The sequence below is a fragment of the Rubrivivax soli genome, assembly GCF_049810355.1.
In the GTDB taxonomy this organism is placed as follows: Bacteria; Pseudomonadota; Gammaproteobacteria; order Burkholderiales; family Burkholderiaceae_C; genus Rubrivivax.
The window spans coordinates 627,376-647,724 of sequence record NZ_CP187368.1; the positions used below are offsets into that span (position 1 = coordinate 627,376).

General features: G+C 73.2%; 19 protein-coding genes. 12 read left to right on the forward strand and 7 right to left on the reverse strand.

Annotated elements, in window-relative coordinates:
- Positions 1–21 precede the first annotated feature (21 nt).
- The 10 genes from ACPOLB_RS02785 to ACPOLB_RS02830 all read left to right on the forward strand — a co-directional run bounded on the left by ACPOLB_RS02785 (position 22) and on the right by ACPOLB_RS02830 (position 9,286).
- Positions 22–405 carry an antibiotic biosynthesis monooxygenase family protein gene (locus ACPOLB_RS02785; RefSeq protein WP_425259768.1) on the forward strand — a complete coding sequence of 128 codons (384 nt, stop codon included), beginning with the start codon at positions 22–24 and terminating at the stop codon, positions 403–405.
- A 213-nt stretch (positions 406–618) separates the two neighbouring features.
- Positions 619–1,377 carry a response regulator gene (locus ACPOLB_RS02790; protein ID WP_425259769.1) on the forward strand — a complete coding sequence of 253 codons (759 nt, stop codon included), beginning with the start codon at positions 619–621 and terminating at the stop codon, positions 1,375–1,377.
- A 110-nt stretch (positions 1,378–1,487) separates the two neighbouring features.
- Positions 1,488–1,637, forward strand: a complete 150-nt coding sequence (locus ACPOLB_RS02795; protein WP_425259770.1) for a hypothetical protein — start codon at positions 1,488–1,490, stop codon at positions 1,635–1,637.
- A gap of 94 nt (positions 1,638–1,731) precedes the next feature.
- Positions 1,732–2,145 carry a hypothetical protein gene (locus ACPOLB_RS02800; RefSeq protein WP_425259771.1) on the forward strand — a complete coding sequence of 138 codons (414 nt, stop codon included), beginning with the start codon at positions 1,732–1,734 and terminating at the stop codon, positions 2,143–2,145.
- Position 2,146: 1 nt separating this feature from the next.
- Positions 2,147–5,065 (forward strand): PAS domain-containing protein, encoded by a 2,919-nt coding sequence (locus ACPOLB_RS02805; protein ID WP_425259772.1) that lies wholly within the window; start codon positions 2,147–2,149, stop codon positions 5,063–5,065.
- A 170-nt stretch (positions 5,066–5,235) separates the two neighbouring features.
- Positions 5,236–5,808, forward strand: coding sequence for an outer membrane protein (locus tag ACPOLB_RS02810; protein WP_425259773.1), 573 nt, complete (start codon positions 5,236–5,238; stop codon positions 5,806–5,808).
- Positions 5,808–6,485: a hypothetical protein gene (locus tag ACPOLB_RS02815; RefSeq protein ID WP_425259774.1), complete on the forward strand. Its 678-nt coding sequence runs from the start codon at positions 5,808–5,810 to the stop codon at positions 6,483–6,485. Before ACPOLB_RS02810 ends, ACPOLB_RS02815 begins: the two co-directional genes overlap by 1 nt.
- Positions 6,486–6,527: 42 nt before the next feature.
- Entirely contained in the window at positions 6,528–7,124 is a 597-nt protein-coding gene (locus ACPOLB_RS02820; protein WP_425259775.1) for a hypothetical protein, read from the forward strand.
- A gap of 169 nt (positions 7,125–7,293) precedes the next feature.
- Positions 7,294–8,193: a LysR family transcriptional regulator gene (locus ACPOLB_RS02825; protein ID WP_425259776.1), complete on the forward strand. Its 900-nt coding sequence runs from the start codon at positions 7,294–7,296 to the stop codon at positions 8,191–8,193.
- A gap of 109 nt (positions 8,194–8,302) precedes the next feature.
- Complete coding sequence (locus ACPOLB_RS02830) at positions 8,303–9,286, forward strand: cyclase family protein (RefSeq protein ID WP_425259777.1); 984 nt, start codon at positions 8,303–8,305, stop codon at positions 9,284–9,286.
- A 19-nt stretch (positions 9,287–9,305) separates the two neighbouring features.
- Here the strand turns inward: ACPOLB_RS02830 and ACPOLB_RS02835 are convergent, their stop codons facing one another.
- From ACPOLB_RS02835 to ACPOLB_RS02850, 4 genes are all read right to left on the reverse strand, one after another.
- A complete protein-coding gene (locus tag ACPOLB_RS02835; protein ID WP_425259778.1) occupies positions 9,306–10,403 on the reverse strand; it encodes a Kelch repeat-containing protein in 1,098 nt (365 codons plus the stop codon).
- A 115-nt stretch (positions 10,404–10,518) separates the two neighbouring features.
- The gene (gene wrbA / locus ACPOLB_RS02840; protein ID WP_425259780.1) at positions 10,519–11,172 is read right to left on the reverse strand and encodes an NAD(P)H:quinone oxidoreductase; all 654 of its coding nucleotides are present in this window, start codon (positions 11,170–11,172) and stop codon (positions 10,519–10,521) included.
- A 53-nt stretch (positions 11,173–11,225) separates the two neighbouring features.
- A complete protein-coding gene (locus tag ACPOLB_RS02845) occupies positions 11,226–11,942 on the reverse strand; it encodes a pirin family protein (RefSeq protein ID WP_425259781.1) in 717 nt (238 codons plus the stop codon).
- A gap of 10 nt (positions 11,943–11,952) precedes the next feature.
- Positions 11,953–12,846, reverse strand: coding sequence for a DMT family transporter (locus tag ACPOLB_RS02850; RefSeq protein ID WP_425259782.1), 894 nt, complete (start codon positions 12,844–12,846; stop codon positions 11,953–11,955).
- A gap of 229 nt (positions 12,847–13,075) precedes the next feature.
- Here ACPOLB_RS02850 and ACPOLB_RS02855 point away from each other — a divergent pair, with 229 nt between their 5' ends.
- Positions 13,076–13,678 (forward strand): hypothetical protein, encoded by a 603-nt coding sequence (locus ACPOLB_RS02855; RefSeq protein ID WP_425259783.1) that lies wholly within the window; start codon positions 13,076–13,078, stop codon positions 13,676–13,678.
- A 9-nt stretch (positions 13,679–13,687) separates the two neighbouring features.
- Entirely contained in the window at positions 13,688–14,434 is a 747-nt protein-coding gene (locus ACPOLB_RS02860) for a hypothetical protein (protein WP_425259784.1), read from the forward strand.
- 37 nt (positions 14,435–14,471) lie between these two features.
- Here ACPOLB_RS02860 and ACPOLB_RS02865 read toward each other — a convergent pair whose 3' ends face one another.
- Genes ACPOLB_RS02865 through ACPOLB_RS02875 form a run of 3 tightly spaced genes read right to left on the reverse strand, consistent with a single transcriptional unit; the run spans position 14,472 to position 20,315 of the window.
- Positions 14,472–15,926: an efflux transporter outer membrane subunit gene (locus ACPOLB_RS02865; RefSeq protein ID WP_425259785.1), complete on the reverse strand. Its 1,455-nt coding sequence runs from the start codon at positions 15,924–15,926 to the stop codon at positions 14,472–14,474.
- A gap of 13 nt (positions 15,927–15,939) precedes the next feature.
- A complete protein-coding gene (locus ACPOLB_RS02870) occupies positions 15,940–19,074 on the reverse strand; it encodes an efflux RND transporter permease subunit (protein ID WP_425259786.1) in 3,135 nt (1,044 codons plus the stop codon).
- Between the two features lie 20 nt (positions 19,075–19,094).
- Positions 19,095–20,315, reverse strand: a complete 1,221-nt coding sequence (locus tag ACPOLB_RS02875; RefSeq protein WP_425259787.1) for an efflux RND transporter periplasmic adaptor subunit — start codon at positions 20,313–20,315, stop codon at positions 19,095–19,097.
- Positions 20,316–20,349 lie beyond the last annotated feature (34 nt).

Genomic DNA, 20,349 nt, shown 5'->3' on the forward strand with positions numbered 1-20,349 from the left:
CCACTGCCCACGAGGTCGTCGATGATCCTGACCGTCTTCCGATCGCGTCTGAACGAAGGCCACCGGGCCGAGTACGACCGCCACGTGCAGGCCACGGCGGCGCTGGCCGAGCAGATGCCGGGCTTCCTGGGCCACAAGATGTTCGTTGCCGACGATGGTGAGCGGGTGACGCTGGTGGAGTTCGACAGCATGGACCACCAGCGCGCCTGGTCGCTCAGCCCCGAGCACAAGGCCGCGGCCATCGCAGGCCGGCGCGGCTTCTACGCCGAGTACCGCATCCAGATCTGCCGGGTCGAACGCGACGCCCGCTTCCAGGCCAAGGCAGGCGCCGAAGGCGGCATGGTCGGCGCCACGGGTGCGCCCGCGGCCGGCCCGGCGGAACTGGCCGTCACGGCGCGTCCGTGAGCGGCCGGTCGCCGCCGCGCTCCTGGCACGCGCGGGCGCCGGCTGCGTCTGCATTCCGGCCGACCAGGGCGTGCCTTCGCTCTGCGACCGGGCGGGGCCGTGGCCGCGACCCGCGGTAGCACGTCCAGGCGCGGGCCGGGCAGGCGCCGCAATGCCCCCGGACCCGCTCGGGCTTCGTTGACGTCCGCGCGTACCGCCGATTCCAATCCGGCGATGAGCCTGGAGACGCCAACGCACGCCGCTGTCGCAACGCACCTGCCGCTGGTGCTGGTGCTCGACGACGATCCTGCCATCCGCCAGCTGCTGACCGATTACCTCGGCGACAACGAACTGCGGGTGCATGCCGTCGCCACCGGCGCCGCGCTCGACCTGGCGTTGGCGCGTGACCCGGCCGACCTGCTGATCCTCGACCTGCGCCTGCCCGGCGAAGACGGCCTGGCGATCGCGCGGCGGCTGCGCGCGTCCTCGGCGATCCCGATCCTGATGCTGACCGGCCGGGCCGAAGAGGCCGACCGCGTGATGGGCCTGGAGCTGGGCGCCGACGACTACCTGACCAAGCCCTTCAGTCCGCGCGAACTGCTGGCCCGCATCCGGGCCCTGCTGCGGCGCGCGCAGCTGCAGGCCAGCGTGGCCGATGCCATGGCGCGCATCCGGGCCTACCGCTTCGGGCCCTGGGAGCTGAACGTCGGCCTGCGCAGGCTGAAGGCCGCCGACGGCCGCCAGGTCGAGCTGACCAACGGCGAGTTCAGCCTGCTCGCGGCCTTCCTGTCGGCGCCGCAGCGCATCCTGACGCGCGACCAGCTGCTCGAGCTCTCGCGCCTGCACAACGCCGAGGTCTACGACCGTTCGATCGATGTCCAGATCCTGCGGCTGCGGCGCAAGGTCGAGGCCGATCCGGCGCGGCCGACCTACATCAGGACCGAGCGGGGCAGCGGCTACTTCTTCGACGCCGCGGTCGAGGCCGTGCGCTGACGGCACGCCCGCCGGATTGCAATTGCAATCCGGCGGCGGCCCCGTGCAAGCGGGGTGCAACCGGAGCGGGTGATCCTGCCGATGCCGAGCGACGCCACCGAGGACCTGCCATGCCACGACCCACCCCTGACACCGCAACGACGCCGTGGCGCTGGGCGGCACCGCCCTGGCCGCCGCTGCCGAGCCAGGGCGACGGCACCGCGCCCGCCCTCAACGGCACCGAGGCGAGCTCGGCGGCCTGCGCGGCCCCGGCGCGGTGACGCGGCATCCGCAGGAACCGGCGAGGCCGGCCGCCGCGGGGCGCCGCCGGTGGTGGCTCGCGATGCATCATGTCGGCGTGATGCCGAGCCCGCCATGACCGATCGAACGCCGCCTCCGCTGCCCGAGGGCCGCGCGCCGTGCGCGCTGGTGATCGATGCCGACGCCGACCTCGCCGGGCTGATCGAACAATGGCTGCAGCCCGAAGGCCTGCAGGTGCGCACCGCGCCGCACCCGGTGTGCGGTGCCCTGCCTGCACCCGCCGAACCGCTGTCGGTCGCCGTGGCCATCGTCGACCTGCCGTTCCCGAGCCGGCTCCACCTCGACGCCCTGCGTGCGCGGCTCGCGCCGCATGGCGAGGTGCCGATCCTCGTGCTGTCGACCACCGTGTTCGCAAGCGTCGACTGCTGCGGTCCCGCGGCCCGTGCGCTCGGGGCCGATGGCCTGCTGCCCAAGCCGACCACCGGCGAAGCGCTGCGCCGCGCCGTCCGCAGCCTGATGCGCGTGTGATGTGACCGCCACCGACGACCGCCTCTCCACCCTGCTCGGCCGCTGGGTCGCCGGCGTCGGCCTGTTCTTCATCGCCGCGATGGCCGGCCTGTCGGCCTACGACATCGTGCACAGCCAGCGCGAGGCCGTGGCGGAGATCGGCCGCGACCTGCAGCGCCAGGCCCGGGTCACGGCCGAACAGACGGCGCGCAGCCTGCAGGCGGTGGACGTGGTGCTGCGCAACGTTGCCGCGGAGAGCCGCGCGACCGACCTGCGCAGAAGACCCGCGGACCAGCTGCACGACTACCTGAAGAACCAGGCTCTGGGCCTCGTGCAGGCCGAGGGCCTGGCACTCTTCGATGCCGGGGCCGACCGCTATGCAAGTTCGGCGATGGCCCGCATGCCGCTGCCGCTGGTCAACTTCGCCGCCGACCCGGTGTACCAGCTCCTGCGCGCCGGGCCACGGGACACGCCGGTGCTGGCCACCGTGCGGCCGGGCGCACTCACAACCGGGAGCTGGTTCCTGCCGGTCGTGCGCCGCCTCGAGACGGCCGACGGCCGCTTCGCCGGCGTGGTGGCAGCCAGCGTGCGCGTGGCCTACTTCCAGGACTTCTTCCAGGAGATCGCCCCCGAGGCCGATGCCGCGATCACGGTCGTGCACGACGATGGCCACCTCGTGGCGCGCCACCCGCTGGCCGAGCCGGCGCTCGGTCGGCCGTGGACCGCCTTTGCCGCGCTGCAGACCGCCTGGGCAGGACGCACGCTGCTGGCGGCCCGCGCCGCCGCGCCGTCCGATGGCCGCGATCAGTTCGGCGTGCGCGCGGCCGTGCCCGACTACCCGCTGTCCATCGTGATCACTCGCGACGCCGAGCGCGCACTGGCTCCCTGGCGAGAACGCACACGGGGCACCGTGCTGCGCACGGGCACGCTGGTCGCGGTCGCGCTGGTGCTGCTGGCGCTGCTGCAGCGCCAGCTGCGCCGGCTGGCGGCGACCCGCGCTTCGCTGCAGCTGTCACGCGAACGGTTTGCGCTCGCGGCGGCCGGCTCCGAGGAAGGCATCTGGGACTGGAACCTGGTCACCGACGAGATGTACGGCTCGCCGCGCGCGCGCCAGATCTTCGGGCTGCGTCCCGGCCCCGACCATGTGCGCCTGGCCGACTGGCGGTCCGAGGTCCGGGTGCATCCCGACGACGACGAGACCCGCCGTTCCGAGCTCGCTGCGCACATCGCCGGACACACGCCCGTGTACGCCTGCGAGTACCGCGTGCGCAGCAGCGACGGCCCCTGGCGCTGGGTGCGCGTGCGCGGCCTGTGCGAGCGCGATGCCACCGGCCGGGCGCTGCGCATGGCCGGCTCGGTGACCGACATCGATGCGCAGAAGCAGACCGAAGAGGCACTGCGCCGCTCGGAGGAGCGCTACCAGCTCGCGGTCGCCGGCTCCGACCAGGGCTTGTGGGACTGGGACCTGGCAAGCGACCAGCTGTTCCTGTCGCCGCGCGCGCAGCAGCTGTTCTGGCCCGACAGCGGCGAGCCGCAGCGCCCGCGGCGCGACTGGATCGCGCGCACGCCCTACCACCCGGACGACGTCGCCCCCGTGCGCCGGGCCATCGCCGACTACCTGCAGGGCCGCACGCGCGGCTTCAACGTCGAGTACCGCGTGCGCCACCACGGCGGGGCCTGGCACTGGTACCGCCAGCGCGGCATCGCGGTGCGCGACGCAGCCGGGCGCCCGACGCGCATGGCCGGCTCGATCGAGGACATCAGCGACCGCAAGAACGCCGACATCGCGCGTGACCACCTCGAGAGCCAGTTGCGGCAGGCCCAGAAGCTCGAGGCCATCGGCACGCTGGCCGGCGGCATCGCGCACGACTTCAACAACATCCTGGCCGCCATCCTCGGCTACGGCGAGATGGCGCTGAAGGACGCGCCCGAGGGCTCGGCGCAGCGGCGCCACATCGACGCCGCGGTCAGCGCCGGCCTGCGTGCCAAGTCGCTGGTCGAGCGCATCCTGGCCTTCAGCCGCAGCGGCATCGGCGAACGCGTGCCCGTGCATGTGCAGTCGGTGGTGCAGGAGGCGCTGGACCAGCTGCAGGCCTCGACGCCGGCGGGCCTGCACGTCGAGCGCCGGCTCGATGTCGGCGACACGGCGGTCCTCGGGGACCCGACCCAGGTGCACCAGGTGGTGATGAACCTGTGCGCCAACGCCGTGCAGGCCATGCGCTCGCAAGGCAAGGTGATCGTGACGCTGGACCGCGTGCGGGACGGCCAGCCCGTCTGCATCACGGGCCGGCTGCCGGCCGGCGACTACGTCCGGCTGCGGGTCAGCGACAGCGGCGTCGGCATCACGCCGGAGGTGCTCGAACGCATCTTCGATCCGTTCTTCACGACCAAGGGCGTCGGCGTGGGCACGGGCCTGGGCCTGTCGCTGGTGCACGGCATCGTCACCGATCTCGGTGGCGGCATCGACGTGCAGAGCGAGCCCGGCGTCGGCTCGACCTTCACCGTCTACCTGCCCTCGCAGAGCAGCATCGCGCCGCCCGCACGCGAGACCACCGCGGTGCCGTCGGGCCGCGGCGAGACCGTGCTGCTGGTCGACGACGAGGAGGCGCTGGTGCGCCTGGGCGAGGAGCTGGTCGCGGAGCTCGGCTACGAGCCGGTGGGCTACACCTCCAGCCGCGCCGCGCTCGACGCCTACCGCGCCGACCCGGCGCGCTTCGACGTGGTGCTGTCCGACGACGCCATGCCCGAGCTGACGGGCTCCGAGCTCGCGCTGGCCGTGCGCCAGCTGCGCGGCGACCTGCCCATCGTGCTGATGAGCGGGCTCGTGACGCCGGCGCTGACGCTGCGGGCGCGCGAGGCCGGCGTGACGGAGGTGCTGGCCAAGCCGCTGGTGGCGCGCGACATCGCACGCGCCCTCGCGGCGGCACTCGGCCGCGCCTGAACGCGCGGCAGCCGCGCGCTGCATTGCGGCTGTAACGCACGCACCGCGAACTGAAATCGCGCCGTTGCGCGCCGCTCCGACCATGCATCCACGTCGCCGCGGCCATCGCCTGCGGCGCTGCGGACCGGGCAGTCGCCCGGCCGCTGGGTCACACCTCAAGGAAACCTTCCATGTCACGCATCCACACCCTCGCTCTCGCAGCCATCGCGGCCGCGAGCCTCCACGGCGCCGCATCGGCCGCAGCCCTGTACGCCGGCGCGGCGATCGGTCAATCGGACTACCGCATCGACACCACCGGCGCCAGCAGCGCCGACACCACGGACACCGCGGGCAAGGTGTACCTCGGCACCACCATCACGCGCCATCTGGGCGTCGAAGCGGCCGTGTTCGATCTCGGCCGCACCACCGGCTCGATCTTCGTGCCCGGCGCCGGAACGGTGAACGCTTCGGCCCAGGTGCGCGGCCTCGGTATCTCGGGCGTGTTCAGCGCCCCGGTGGGCCCGGTCTCGCTGTTCGCGAAGGCGGGCATCGCCTACGTGCGCGCCAGCGCCGAGGCCAACGTGAGCACGGGCCTGCCCGGCAGCGAGAGTTCGTGGCAGCCGACGGTGGGCCTGGGCGTGTCGTACCCGCTGGCCGGCCAGCTCGCGGTCCGTGGCGAGTGGGAGCGCGTGCGCGCCCGTTTCCCCGGCGACGGGGAGGACCACGTCGACCTGCTGTCGGTCGGCCTGTCCTACCGCTTCTGATGACCCGCCCGCCCGTCTTCGTCGTCCCGGCACTCGCTGCTCTGCTGGCGGGCTGCATGGGCATCGACGTCCACAGCGTGCGGCGCGCCGACCCTGCGGCGCACAGCCCAGGGGCAGCGCAGGCGGTCGCCAGCGGCCGCATCCGCCACCTGGTGGACGGCAGGCCGATCGACTACGGCCTGCTGAACAAGCCGCACCTGTCGCTGTACCACCGGCAGAGCGGCGTGCTGATGTCGTCGCCCGAGGTCCAGGGGGACGGAAGCTACCGCTGGACACTGCCGGCGGGGGACTACATCGTCGCCGTGATCTTCGGCGGTTTCTCGCCCACTGCGCAGCCCTTGCGCCTGCCCAGCGGCCAGGTGATCCGGGTCAACGGCATCGTCGACCCCGGGGCGGCCTTCACGCTGCCCCAGGGCGCCGTCGTCGACCTGGGCACCCTGGTGGTCGACGTCGAATCGCGGCCGTCCACGGGCCTGCTGTTCGGCAACGGGCCGGTGTTCGGCCGCCTGCGCGGCCTGCGGGTCGAGCCCGAGCCCGGCAGCGCCGCGGCAGCGCCCGCAGCCTGGCTGCTGGCCGCCGCCCCGCCAGACCGCGGCGGCCGCGACGCGGCTGCGCGTCCCGATCCCGGCATCCCCCCGGCCGTGCTGGCACCGCTGCTGCCACTGCTGCTGCGCTGAACGTCGCGCCTCGTCGCGACCGACCATCTGGAGAACACCCCCATGCGATCCCTTCTGTCCCTGGTGCCCGTCCTGCTGGGTGCGATGCACCTGTCCGCCCCGGCCCAGCCCGTGCAACCCGGCGAGAAATTCCCCTGGCAGCAGCTCGAGGTCCGTGCCCCCGAATCGCCCGGCTGGGTGCTGATCTCGGCCTCCAAGCAGGCCCTGGCCTTCATGCGCCGCAGCGACGAGCTGGCGCGCAGCGAGGTCGCGACGGTCAGCGTCTTCAAGCTGCCCGAGCCGCTCGACCGGGACCGATTCCGGGCCTGGGTCGACCAGGCCGTGCAGGCGGAACTGCCCGCATCGCGCTTCCGCCCCGTCGAGCAGCATGCCGAGGCCAGCGACACCCGGGGCTACGACTGCGTCGTGCACCGCAGCGTGAGCCACGACCTGCAGGCCCGCACGACGCAGGCCGGCAGTGCGCCGCCCCTGCTGCAGCAAGTGGCGCTGTACTGCCGCCACCCCGCGCGTGCCGGCACGGGCTTCTCCGCTGCCTTCTCGACCCGCGGCGCGCTCTACGACCCCACGCTGCAGGCCCGGGCCGGCGACTTCCTCGGCAGCATCGTGGCCACGGCCCCGGCCAGCGGCAGCGCGCCGTAGAGGCGCCCGCCACCCGGGCTCGCGGCCGGCGGGCACAGGAGCCCGCGGAGCCCGGCGCTGGAACTCTCTGTTGCCGACGCCCGAACAGTGGATGCCCCGACGGCCCACACGGCGGCGCTGCGCTTGGAGAGAATCGGCACCACCCTAGCAGCGACCGGGAGGCTTGTTCATGGATCGGCATCAGTCCTTGCGGTGCTTCTGCCGCATCGTCGAGACCGGCAGCTTCGCCGCCGCGGCGCGCGATCTCGACGTGGCGCGCTCGGTGGTCACGCGCACGGTGCAGGAGCTGGAGGAATGGACCGACAGCCGCCTGCTCGAGCGCACCACCCGCACGATGCAGCGCACCGAGGCCGGCGACCGGTTCTACGCCTACTGCCGCCGCGTGCTGCAGGACACCGAACAGACCCTGTCGGCGATGCGCAGCGAGCGGTCGGGCCTGTCCGGCCGCATCACCATCTCCACACCCGTGTCTCTGACACTGTCGTTCCTGCAGGAGCATCTGCTGGCCTTCCAGCTCGCCCACCCGGCGCTCGAGCTGGACCTGCGCCTGAGCGACAAGCCCGTCGACCTGGTGCGCGAGGGCGTCGACCTGGCGCTGCGGGGCCGCGCCCAGCTGGAGGACTCCTCGCTCGTCGCGGTTTCCCTGATGACGATCGCCCGCGTGGTCTGCGCTTCGCCGGCGTACTGGCAGCGCCACGGCAAACCCGCGCATCCGTCGGACCTGACGCAGCACGACTGCGCTGCCTACGTGCTGGGCAGCGATGCCTCGCGCTGGGAGTTCGACGGTCCGGACGGGCGCCACGGCGTCGACGTGCGCGGCCGCCTGCGTTCCGACAACAGCCTGCTCCTGATCGACGCCCTGCGCAACGGGCTCGGCGTGGGCCTCGTGCCCGAGCCGATGGTGCGTCGCGCGCTGGCCGCCGGCGAGCTCGAGTCCGCCCTCGGCGACTTCCGTGCGGAGCCGAGAACCCTGTACGCGGTCTACCCCAGCCGGGAACACCTGCCCGAGCGCGTTCGCTCCCTGGTGCGGTTCCTCAAGGAACGCCTGCCGGCACCTCTGGCCGCCTAGGCGCGTCGCGTTGCCTGCGCGGCAACACAGCGCTCGTCCCGGGCGGCTATCTGGCGACGTCGCGGTTGCCGATCATCTGGACTCCATCCACTTTGATCGCCTTCGCAACATGAAGCCCTGGATCCTCTCCGCCACCGCAGCGGCCACGCTGATCGCCGTCAGCTGCGCCTCGGCCACGCCGTCCACCGAACAGGTGGGCCACAGCCCCTGGGGCCCCGCCGACGAGATCGGCGCACTGAACAAGCTCGGTCCCGCATCGACCCTGGCCGTGCTCAGCCGCATCAGCTCGGGCAAGGTCTACGACCTGAGCGTCGAGTACTTCGTGGGCATGCCCAGCTACTACTTCCTGGGCCAGCCGCGGTACCAGATCTGGAACGTCCACACGCCGCAAGGCACGATCGTCGACGACCCCAACGGACTGGGCAAGGAGAAGAACAGCCTCGTCACCTACTCCGGTTCCGCGATCTCGATGTACGTGCACACCGGCACCCACATCGACGCCCTGTCGCACTTCGGCCTCAACGGACACATCTACAACGGGTACCGGACCGACGAACAGCTGGGCGACCGCGGCTGGCGCAAGGCCGGCGTCGAGAAGTACCCGCCCATCATCGCGCGCGGCGTGCTGCTCGACGTCGCGCGGTACAAGGGCGTCGATGTCCTGCCGGCCTCCTACGGCATCACCGCCGACGACCTGCAGCAGACGGCCGCGGCGCAGGGCGTGACGGTCGAGGACGGCGACGTCGTGATGGTGCGCACGGGCCGCATGCAGTGGTTCCGTGAGGCCGAGAAGTACATGCGCGACACGCCCGGCCTCACGCGCGAGTCGGCCAACCACCTGGCCGATCGGGGCGCCATCGTCATCGGCGTGGACAACATCAGCACGGACGTCGGCCCCTCGCAGGAAGAGAACAACTGGGTGCCGGTCCACAGCGCGATGCTGTCGCAGCGCGGCGTGCCGATCATGCAGAACGTCAACCTGGAGCAGCTGGCTGCCGACCGGGTCTACAAGTTCGCGTGGATCGGGGCGCCGCTGAAGCTGCGTGGTGCCGACGGCGCGCCCATGCGGCCGATCGCGCTGCCGATCCGCTGAGCGACCCGCCGCGTGGTGGTCAGTCGTACCGCAGGACTGCGCAACGGTAGGCACCACCCGGCGTTTCCCCGCCGACCACGAGAACGCCACCATCCGCCAGCAGCGTGGCGGTGTGCAGCTCGCAGCCGGCGTCCAGGCCAGCCAGGCCGCGGGGCGCGGCGCCAGGGCGGACCTCTTCCGCGGAGGCGATGGGCACGCCCGCGGCACCCAGCCCGCCGAACAGCAGCATGCCGCCGTCGGGCGTGGCGACGCCGGCGTGCCGGGAGCGTGCCTCGCGCAAAGCGGTGGCGGTCGCGAAGCGGCCCAGGGCCGGATCGAACACGAGCACGCCGGACAGGGGCCGAGGCATCGGGTCCTCGGGTGCAGCACCCTCGCCGCCGAGCAGCCAGACGCGTCCGCCGGCGCAATGCGACGTGTGGTGGGCGCGCGGAGGCCCGTCGCCGGGTTGCGCGACGAAGCGCTCCGTCGCCGGATCGAACACTTCGGCGAACGTGTAGCGCGCGCCGGCCGCGTAGCCCCCGGTGACGAGCACCCTGCCGTCGGGCAGCAGGCTCATCGCATGGCCCGCGCGGCCCATCTGCATCGGCGCATCGAGACGTCGGAAGGTCCCGGTCCACGGACTCCACACCTCGCCCGAGGCGCTGATGCCCGATGGCGCCGCTTCGCCGCTGGAACGTCCGCCGGTCACGAGCACGCGGCCGTCGCCGAGCCGGACCGCCGCGTGGTGGAGCCTCGGCACCGACATCGCGCCGGCCGCCGTGCTGCCTCCGGACAGCAGGTCCAGGCGCTCCGCTGCCCGCGCGCTGCCGGATGCGACCAGCCCGCCACAGATCAGGACGCCGCCGTCCAGCAGCGGCGTCGCGAGGTGCAGCGCACGACCGGCCGCCAGCGTGCCGATGCGCCGCGTCGCGCCCGTGGCGGTGTCCATCCGGTCGACGGCGTCGGACAGCAGGCCCAGACCGCGCGAACCTCCCGCCACGACCAGCGTGCCGTCGGGCGCGGCCGAGGCGCTGTGCTGCGACACCGCGAAGCGCTGGGGCAGCACGGTGACGCGACGGGTGGGCGCGGGCGCCGGGTCTCCGCCCGTGCCGCCGCCGCAGGCCGCGAGCATCGTCATCGCCCCCCCGGCAAGAACGATCTGCCGCCGTCTCGCCGTCGCGCGCACCGGCGGGTTCGCCGCCGCGTGGGCACGTGCGCCCGCGACCGGGCGCCGGGCCTGCCGACCGGCGCGGTCAGGCACCGGCCGTCGCGGCCCCGGCCGGCGCCTGCGCTGCGGCCCGTCCGAGCGCCAGGGCCTGCGCCACGGCCGCCACATGCGCGCCCTGGAAACGCGCCCCCGCGATCTCGTTGGCCGACACGGCGCGCGCGCCGTCGCCGCCTGCCAGCGCCGTCGCGCCGTAGGGCGTGCCGCCCGTGATCTCGTCCATGCGGGTCTGCCCTTCGAACGCATACGGCAGGCCGACGACCACCATCCCGTGGTGCAGCAGCGTCGTGTGGAAGCTGGTGATCGTGGTCTCCTGCCCGCCATGCTGCGTGCCCGTGACCGCGAACACGCTGCCGACCTTGCCGATCAGCGCACCGCGGGCCCAGAGCCCGCCCGTGCGGTCGAGGAAGTTGCGCATCTGCGCGGCCATGTTGCCGAACCGCGTGGGCGTGCCGAAGACGATGGCGTCGTACGTGGCGAGCTCTTCCGGTTCGGCCAGGGGGGCGGGCTGGTCGAGCTTGTAGCCACTGCCGCGCGCGACCGCGTCGGGCACCAGCTCGGGCACCCGCCGCAGGTCGACGTGGACGCCGGGAACGGACCTGGCGCCTGCGGCGACGGCCTCGGCCATCGTCTCGACGTGGCCCCAGCTGGAGTAGTACAGGACAAGGACGCGGGTGTGCATGGATCGTTCTCCTCGGTGTGGTGGGTTCAGGGGGATCGGTGGGTCGGGTGGAGTCACGGCGTGACCGGCAGGTCGAAGCACAGCACGTCGGCGGCGGTGACCGCCTCCAGCGTCAGCGGCCCGGCCGCGTCGCGTTGAACGAGCGCATCGCCGGCCTGCAGCCGGTGGCCCTGCACGGCCAGCGATCCGCTCATCAGATGCAGGTACCGGCGGGCGCCCGCACGCGCGGGCAGGCGCAGGGCGTCGCCGGCGCCGGCGCTGCCCCAGGCCACGGTGGCGTCCACGTCGATGGCCGCGCCGCCGGCGCCCAGGCCCGAGGCCAGGACGATCCACGCGCCGCGGCCCGGCGGTGTCAGCCGCAGGGTCTGCACATGCGGCGTCAGCTGGCTGGTACGCGGTGCGAGCCAGATCTGGAAGTGGTGATCGACCTCGAGCGAGGAAGGATTCATCTGGCTGTGGCGGATGCCCCAGCCTGCACGCATGACATGCAGCTCACCCGGCGCGATGACGGCGTGCCCGCCGAAGTCATCGCGGTGCTCGATGCGACCGCTGCGCGGCAGCATCAGGATCTCGAGATCGGCATGCGGGTGCATCGGGAAGCCGCGGGCGGGCTGCACCCGGTCCTCGTTGATCGCCAGCAGCGGGCCGAACCGCTGCCAGGCCGGGTCGTGCCAGGCGCCGAACGAGAAGCTGAACCTGGCGTCGAGCCAGTCGTTGGTGAAGCGGCCGCGATCGGCGTCGCGCCGGACTTCGAAGGAGGCGGTGGACATCGCGGCTCCTTCACCGGCCCGGCACGCCCGGTCGCCGGGCGGCGGTGCTCTTCATCATCCAGAGCGCGGCACCGATCAGCGCCAATGCCGGCAAGGTGGTCCAGGGCAGGCGCTCGCCGAAGGCCGCCGTGCCGATGGCCACGCCCGTGGCCATCACGACATAGCCCATGAAGCTGAACGTCACCGGCTCGGCGCGTTGCTGCAGCAGGAAGTAGAGGATGTAGCCCGCCACCAGCGCCAGGGCCTGCAGCGCCAGCCATGCGATGGCAGGCGCTGCGGGCGGCACCGCCATGCCCCCCGTGGCCAGGCCGACGACCGCAAGGATCACCGACGACGACAGCAGCGTGATGCCCGACAACCACTCGGCGGCGAGTCCCCGGGGCAGCCGCAGCGACCGGTAGACGTTGGCGGCGGCAATGACGGCCGGTATCGCGACGACCAGCCACAGGGCGCCCAGGCTGTCGGTGGTGCCCATGGTGCCGCGACCGACCACGAACAGCACCGCGCCGGTCAGACCGATGGCGACCCCGCCGACGCGGCGCCAGACCGGCCGCTCGATGCCGATCAGCAGCGTGATGGCCAGCGTGAACACCGGCGGCAGCGTGAATGCGAGCGCGGTGAAGCCGGCGCCGGCCTCCGCCGAGAGCCAGTAGGCCGCCGACATCGGCAGGGCGTGGCCGAAGAGCCCGGAGATGGCACCGAAGCGCAGGTCGGCCAGCGTCAGCGCGGGTGCACCGTGGCGCAGGCGGCCGAGCGCGACGAGCACGAGGCCTGCCGCCAAGGTCGGCCAGAAGGCGAAGGCCAGTGCGCCGACCTGTGCTGCCGCCGCGGCCTTGGCCAGGGGCACGCCGAGGCCCAGGAAGACGCCCGTGCCGACGAGCACGGGCCAGATGGAAGGTTTCATGGGGGATGGTCTCGATCCGTTGCGGGTCGAGGTCACTGTAGGCAGCACGTCCTGCCGCAGATAGGCCGGGCGGCGCAACGGATCGTTCGCGCGGCACGACCAATGCGGTCGTCCGGATCCGGGGCATCGATCGAACATCCGCCCCGCGGGTCCCCGTCCCCAGCGGCGCGGTGCTGGGACGCCCAACGGGGCGTGGGGATCCTGGCCACCCGCGTGGCAGGTGCCATGGATGGACAGCGCGGTCTCTCGCGCCTATCGTTCGGCGCCGGGCGGGCGCCGCTGCCCGTTCCTCGCAGGTGCATGGACCATGGGTACTCGGCAGACGTTGTCGTACGCGCAGGGGCTGGTGCTGGCCGTGGGGGTGCTCGTCCTGCTCGGAGGCGGGATGCTGGCCTATGAGGTCGTGGCGCAGGCGGGCGCGGGGCCCCTGCTCGAGGGCGGTGCGCTCACCGACGCGCAGGCCGAGGCGGTCAAGGTCACGCTCAACCTCTTCGAGCTCCTCATGACCTGGGCGCTCGCCATCATCGGAGCGACGGGCTTCTTCCTGAAGCTCAACGTCGAGAAGGGGCTGCTGCTGCGCCCGGTCGATCTGTTCCTCGCGCTGGCCATCATCGTCGCGGCGGTGCTCTCGCTCTTCTTCGGCCACCTGGGCATCGATCGCACCGCGGAACTCCTGTCGCTGCAGCAGGACCCGGTGCGCAACCTCGGCCTGCGCCAGATCGGCAAGCTGCAGTACCTCTCGTTCTTCTCGGCGGTCCTGCTCTTCGGATTCCACATCTTCCGGTTCTTCTGGGCACGGGTGCTCTCGGCCGACGAGACCGGGCAACGCTGAGGAGGTGCCATGCCGTCGATCAACGTCGTCCGCAAGTCGCTGGTGCTCTGGGCACTCGGCGCGTTCTCCCTCGTGCAGGCCGCGACCTTGCGGATCGACAACCCGGACGGCGGACTCGGGGCCGCGAAGGTCCGCGACAACCACGTTCTTGTCGGACTCGTCGGCGACACCGTGGTGCTCGGTCCCGGCGACCACGAGCTGCAGATCGACGCGCCGCGCGACCACACGCTGGTCATTGCGCTGCGCGTCGACGGCGAGCAGGTGACGCTGGTGGACGCACGAACGGCACCAGGGAACTGCGGGCCCAGCTTCGAGACCACGTGGGACGCGCCGAAACTCGCCGCGCGGGCCACGACCGCGGGCGCGGCGAAGAAGGCGAGGCAGGAGCGAGCGGACGCGGCGGTTGCGCCGGGCCCGGACGCGGCACGACGCGGGACGACGCTCCTGGTGAGCACGCCGAAGTTCGGAGCCCCGAGCGATCGCGGTGCGTGCGCCCTGCCCTCCATGCTGTCCTGCACGAAGCAGTTCACCACCGTCTCGGTCGACTCCGTGCCGCCGGGGGGCGAGATCTGGGTCGCCGGCGAACGCACCAGCGTCAAGACCAGGGGATTGCTGAGCGTGCCGTTCTGCCCGGGGTACGACAAGACGAAGTCGCTGCTGGTCCGCATGCCGGGCCGGGTGACCTGCCTGCGCGACGTGCCCATGTCGGAGGGTGGCCGCGTCGACGTGCGGTGCGACCTGCCCCTGCCGCCGTAGCCCGCCCGCACGCCTGCGGATGCGGCGGCGCCGGGGGTCACCGCGGTCCGTTGCCGTCCCGCCGGTCCAGGGCCCACCGCGTCGTCGCTGCTTCCCCGTCCGCGGGCAGGAAACGCGCGCCCAGCGCACGCTGGAGCACCACCAGGTGCTGGTGCTGGCCGGTCAGGGCCGTCGACAGGGCGATCTCCGCCCGCTGCGCGGACCGCTGCGCATCCAGCATTTCCAGCAGGTCCGTGCCGCCGGCGGAGAAGCGCTTGCGGGCCAGGTCCTCCGCTGCCACGGCCTGCCGGGTCTGCTCGTGCAGCGACGCCAGACGCTGCTGGCCGTGCCGCACCTGCGCCAGCGCGCTCTCGACCTCCTCCGTGGCCAGCAGCACGCGCTGCCGGTAGGCCAGCAACGCCTCGCGCTCGCCGGCCCGGGCCGCCTGCAGGCGGGCGTCGATCCGAGCGTGATCGAACACGGGCAGCGACACGCTCGGCGCCACGAACCACGACGCGGCGCCCGCTGCGCCCAGCCCGGACGCGGAGCCCGCCACGACGCCGAGCAGCCCCGCGATCGAGAGCCGGGGCAGGAAGTCGGCACGCACCGCCTCGACGTCCAGCGCCAGCGCCCGCAGTCGCGCCTCGGCCGCCCGCAGGTCCGGGCGCTGCGCGGCCCACGCGGCCGGTTCGGGCAGGCGCAGGTTCACCGGCCGGGGAGCCGGGTCGCTGGCCACCGGCGCCTCGAAGCCCGACGGCGACGCGCCCAGCAGCACGGCCAGGCGATGGCGCGCGACGGTCTCGGCGGCGTCGAGGGCCGGCTGCTCGGCCTGCGCCGCCGCGAGCTCCGCACGGGCGCGTGCCTCGTCGAGCGGCGCAGAAAAGCCCGCCGCCACGCGCCGCAGCACCAGACCCAGCGTCGTGCGGCGGTTCTCCACCACCCGGTGTGCCAGCTGCGCCTGCGTCCGTGCGCCGTCCATGGCGAACCAGGCCTGGGCGATCTCCGCTCCCACCGCGAGGCGCAGCGCCGCTGCGTCGGCCTCGACGGCCTGCGCGCGGGCGTCGCTGGCCAGCGCCGCGTGGCGCAGCCGGCCGAAGAGGTCGAGTTCCCAGGACAGGCTGGCTCCGGCGGACACGCTCTCGCTGCGGCGCCCGTCGTCCGCGACCCCGGGCGCCTCGAAGCGGCTGCGCTGCTGCACCCGCGCCCCGATGCCCGCGCTGCCGCCCGGCCCGCGTTCGGCGTGCGCGCCCGCCGCCAGGGCGCGCGAGCGCTGCACCCGCTCGGCGGCCTGCTGCAGGTCGAGGTTGGCCGCCAGGCCGCGCCGGATCAGCGCGTCGAGCGTCGGGTCGCCCAGCACCGACCACCAGTCGGGCTGCGCCGCGTGACCTGCTGCGATGCCCTGGCCCTGCACGAACGCCGGCGGCAGCGCTGCCGCCGGCACGGCCGGCGCCGGTGCGGTCCCGCAGGCCGCCAGCAGGGCTGCCAGCGCGACCGCCGTCAAGCTCGTCTTCATCATCTGCATCTCCTCATTGCGGTGCTGCCAGCGCGACGGCGCGCCGGGCGCGGCGCCGCTGCAGCAGCACGTAGAACACGGGGGTGAAGACCAGTCCGGCGACGGTGACCGCCAGCATCCCGGCGAACACCGCCACGCCGACGGCCTGGCGCATCTCGGCGCCGGCTCCGCTGGCGAAGACCAGCGGCAGCACACCCATCACGAAGGCCAGCGAGGTCATCAGGATCGGGCGCAGCCGCAGCCTCGCGGCCTCGACCACCGCGTCGATGGCGGCTGCGCCCTGCTGCTGGCGCCGCCGGGCGAACTCGACGATCAGGATCGCGTTCTTCGTCGCCAGCCCGACCAGCACCACCAGGCCGATCTGCGTGAACAGGTTGTTGTCACCCCCGATCACCCACACGCCACCCAGCGCGCCCAGGACCACCGCGGGCACGATCGCCAGCACGGCCAGCGGCAGGCTCCAGCTGCCGTAGGCCGCGGCCAGGATCAGGAAGGCCAGCGCCACGGCCAGCGGGAACACCCACAGCCCGCCCGAACCCTCCTGGATCTGCTGGTAGGTCAGGTCGGTCCATTCGTGGGTGAAGCCGTCCGGCAGCGCACGCGCCAGGACCTGCTCCATCGCCGCCACCGCCTCGCCCGAGCTCACGCCCGGTGCCGGCATGCCGGAGAGGTCGGCCGAGGCGTGGCCGTTGTAGCGGCCCACCGGGTCCGGGCCGGTGGCGGGGCGGCTGGTCACCAGTGCGGCCAGCGGCACCATCTGCCCCTGCGCGTTGCGCGTCCACAGCCGGTCGAGCGCGGTGGCATCGGCGCGGAACGGCGCGTCCGCCTGCACGTTGACCTGCCAGGCGCGGCCGAGGAAGTTGAAGTCGTTGACGTACAACGAGCCGAGGTAGACCTGCAGCGACTGGTGGATGGCCTCCAGCGGCACGCCCATCGCGAGGGCCCGCTCGCGGTCGATGTCCAGCGCCAGCTGCGGCACCCCGGTCTGGTAGCCGCTGAACAGCCCGACCAGCCGCGGATCCTTGCCGGCTTCCGCCATCACCGCGCCCAGCGCGGCATTCAGCGCCTCGTGGCCCTGCTGGCGGCGGTCCTGGATCTGCAGCTTGAAGCCGCCGGCCTGGCCCAGCCCCGGAACCGGCGGCGGCGGGAACATCGCGACGAAGCCGTCGTCGATGCCCTGGAACCGGCCGTTCAGCGCACCGGCGATCGCACCGGCGGCCAGATCCCGGTCCTGGCGCTGCTCGAAGGGATCGAGCATCGTGAAGATCACCGCGGTGTTGGGACTGTTGACGAAGCCGTTGATCGAGATGCCCGGGAAGGCCACGACGCTCTCGACACCCGGCTGCGCCAGCGCGATCGCGGTGACCTGCTTCGTCACCGCCTCGGTGCGGTCGAGCGAGGCCCCGGGCGGCAGCTGCACGATGCCGACCAGGTAGTACTTGTCCTGGGCCGGCACGAAACCCGACGGCACGCTCCGCAAGCTCCACACGGCGCCGGCCACCATCACCGCGTAGACGACGAGCAGGCGCAGGCCGCGCCGCACGCCGGCACGCGTCAGCACCGCGTAGCGCTCGGACGCCCGCTCGAAGGCCCGGTTGAAGCCGCCGAACATGCGTGCGAGTACGCCGTGGCCCGTGGCGGCATGCGGCTTCAGCCACATCGCCGACAGCGCAGGCGACAACGTCAGCGAATTGACGGCCGACAGCACGGTGGAGATCGCGATCGTCAGCGCGAACTGCCGGTAGAACTGGCCCGACAGCCCGCCCATGAAGGCGGTGGGAATGAACACCGCGGCCAGCACCGCCGTGATGACGAGGATCGGCCCCGTCACCTCCCGCATCGCGGCCAGTGCCGCCTCGCGCGGCTTCAGACCGCGCGCCAGGTGCCGCTCGACGTTCTCGACGACGACGATCGCGTCGTCGACGACGATGCCGATCGACAGCACCAGGCCGAACAGGCTCAGCGTGTTGAGCGTGAAGCCGGCCGCGTGCATCACCGCCAGCGTGCCCACCAGCGACACCGGCACCGCCGCGATCGGGATCAGCGACGCGCGCCAGTTCTGCAGGAAGAGCAGCACCACCAGCACCACCAGCACCATCGCCTCGGCCAGCGTCTGGATGACGTTGCGGATCGACGCCTCCACGAACAGCGTGGGGTCGTAGGCGATGCGGTGCGCGATGTCCTGCGGGAAGCCCTGCTGCAGCCTCGCCATCTCGGCGCGCACGGCGGCGGCCACCTCGACGGCGCTCGCCGCCGGGTCCTGCACGATCTGGATGCCGACGGCCGGCTTTCCGTCGAGCAGGCTGCGCAGCGAATACGAGCTCGCGCCCAGCTCCACACGCGCCACGTCCTGCAGGCGCAGCCGCTCGCCGGCGGGGCCACTCCTCAGAACGATGTCGCCGAAGGCCTCGGGCGAGCCCAGGCGCCCGGCCACCGTGAGCGGCAGCTGGTGCGCGCTGCGCGCGTCGGGCTGCTGGCCCACCGAGCCGGCGGCCACCTGCAGGTTCTGCGCGCGGATCGCGTCGACCACGTCGCCCGCGACCAGGCCGCGCGCGGCCATGCGGTCGGGGTCGAGCCAGACGCGCAGGCTGTAGTCGCCCGCGCCCCAGACGACGACCTTGCTGACACCCGGCACGCGCAGCAGCGCGTCGCGCACCTGCAGCTGCGCGAAGTTCGACAGGTGCAGCAGGTCGTAGCGGCCCTGCGGCGACGTCAGGTGCACGACCATCAGCATGTCGGGCGCGACGCTCTCGCTGACGACGCCGAGCCTCTGCACCTCGGCCGGCAGCCGCGGCATCGCACGCGCGACGCGGTTCTGCGTGTCGGTCTCGGCGCGCGCCGGATCGACCTCGGCGCCGAAGGTCAGCGTCAGCAGGTAGCGGCCGTCGCCGCTGGCATTGGAGCCCATGTACTGCAGGCCCGGCAGGCCGGTCAGCTCGGTCTCCAGCGGCGTCGCCACCGTGTCGGCGATGACCTGCGGGTTGGCGCCCGGGTAGGCGGCACGCACCTGCACGGTGGTGGGCATCACGTTCGGGTACTCGGTCAGCGGCAGCCTGCCCATCGAGAGCAGGCCGGCGAGCAGCAGCACCAGCGACAGCACGATCGCGACGATCGGGCGGTCGACGAAGAGTCTGGCAAGTCGGTTCATGGCGATGCACTCCCCGGCGCTCAGGTCCGGTCGGGCACGGGGCCCGAGCGGTCGAGGGCCTGCGGCGCCACCGGCCCGGTGGATGGCTGGGGCGAGACCGTCATGCCCGGTCGCACGCGCATCAGGCCCGAGACGATCACCTGCTCGCCGGCCTGCAGGCCCCGGGTCACGATGCGGTCGCTGCCCTGCGCTGCGCCGACGTCGACCGGGCGGTACCCGACCATCCCGGCCGCATCGACCACGAGCACGAATCGGCGGCCCTGGTCGGTGCCGATCGCCTTGTCCGGCACCAGCAGCACCGGCTGCGCGGCACCGGTCGCGATCTGCACGCGCACGTACTGCCCCGGCATCAGCGCGGGCGTCGGCGCGTCGATGCGCCCCCGCAGCCGCACGGTGCCGGTGGCGGCATCGACCGAATGGTTCGTGAAGTCGATCGGCGCCTGCGCCAGCTCGCGCTGGCCGTCGGCATCGAGGACACGGGCCTTCCAGCCCCGCGCACCACCGTCGTCGGCCAGGCGCTGCAGCAGGCCGCGGTCGGCCACATCGATGTGCACATGCAGCCGGGCCACGCCGACCAGCGTGGCCAGCGCGGTGGTGCCGCCGCCCGCCGAGACGAAGTTGCCCGTGGTGACGAGCGCACGGCCGATGCGGCCGTCGATCGGCGCGCGCACGAGCGTGAAGTCGCGCTCGAGCTGTGCCGTCTGCAGCGCCGCCTCGGCACCGGCGCGTCGCGCCTGCGCCTCGGCATGCGCGGCGACGCGGCGTTCCATCTCCTCGACCGCGATCGCGCGGTCCGCCTGCAGCTGGCGCGCGCGTTCGGCCTCGGCGGCTGTCCAAGCCTCGCGGGCGCGGGCGAGCTGCACCTCGGCGCGGGCCCGGGCGAGGGCTGCGTCATAGGGCTGGGGATCGATCTGGAAGAGCGGCTGCCCGGCGCGGACCAGGTCGCCTTCGCGGAACAGCACCGCATCGATCGGCCCGGACACGCGGGCCCGCAGCTCGACGTGCTGGGCCGCCTCCACGCGCGCCACCTGGGTCGCCGTGGCCACCGCGGCAGCCGAGCGCACCCGTGCGACGGGAACGGAAGGCACTGCCGCCGCGGCGGACGGTCCCGCCTGCACGTCGGTCACGGCGGGCGCGCACGCGGCAAGCACGGCGGCCGCGGCAACGGCCAGGCCGGCGGTGGCGAGCGTGCCGGTCAGGCTGCGCCGCTGCTGCGCAAGCGGCGAGGAAGAGGTCTGCATGGTCGGCTCCTGAAGCTGGAATGCCGGCATGCTG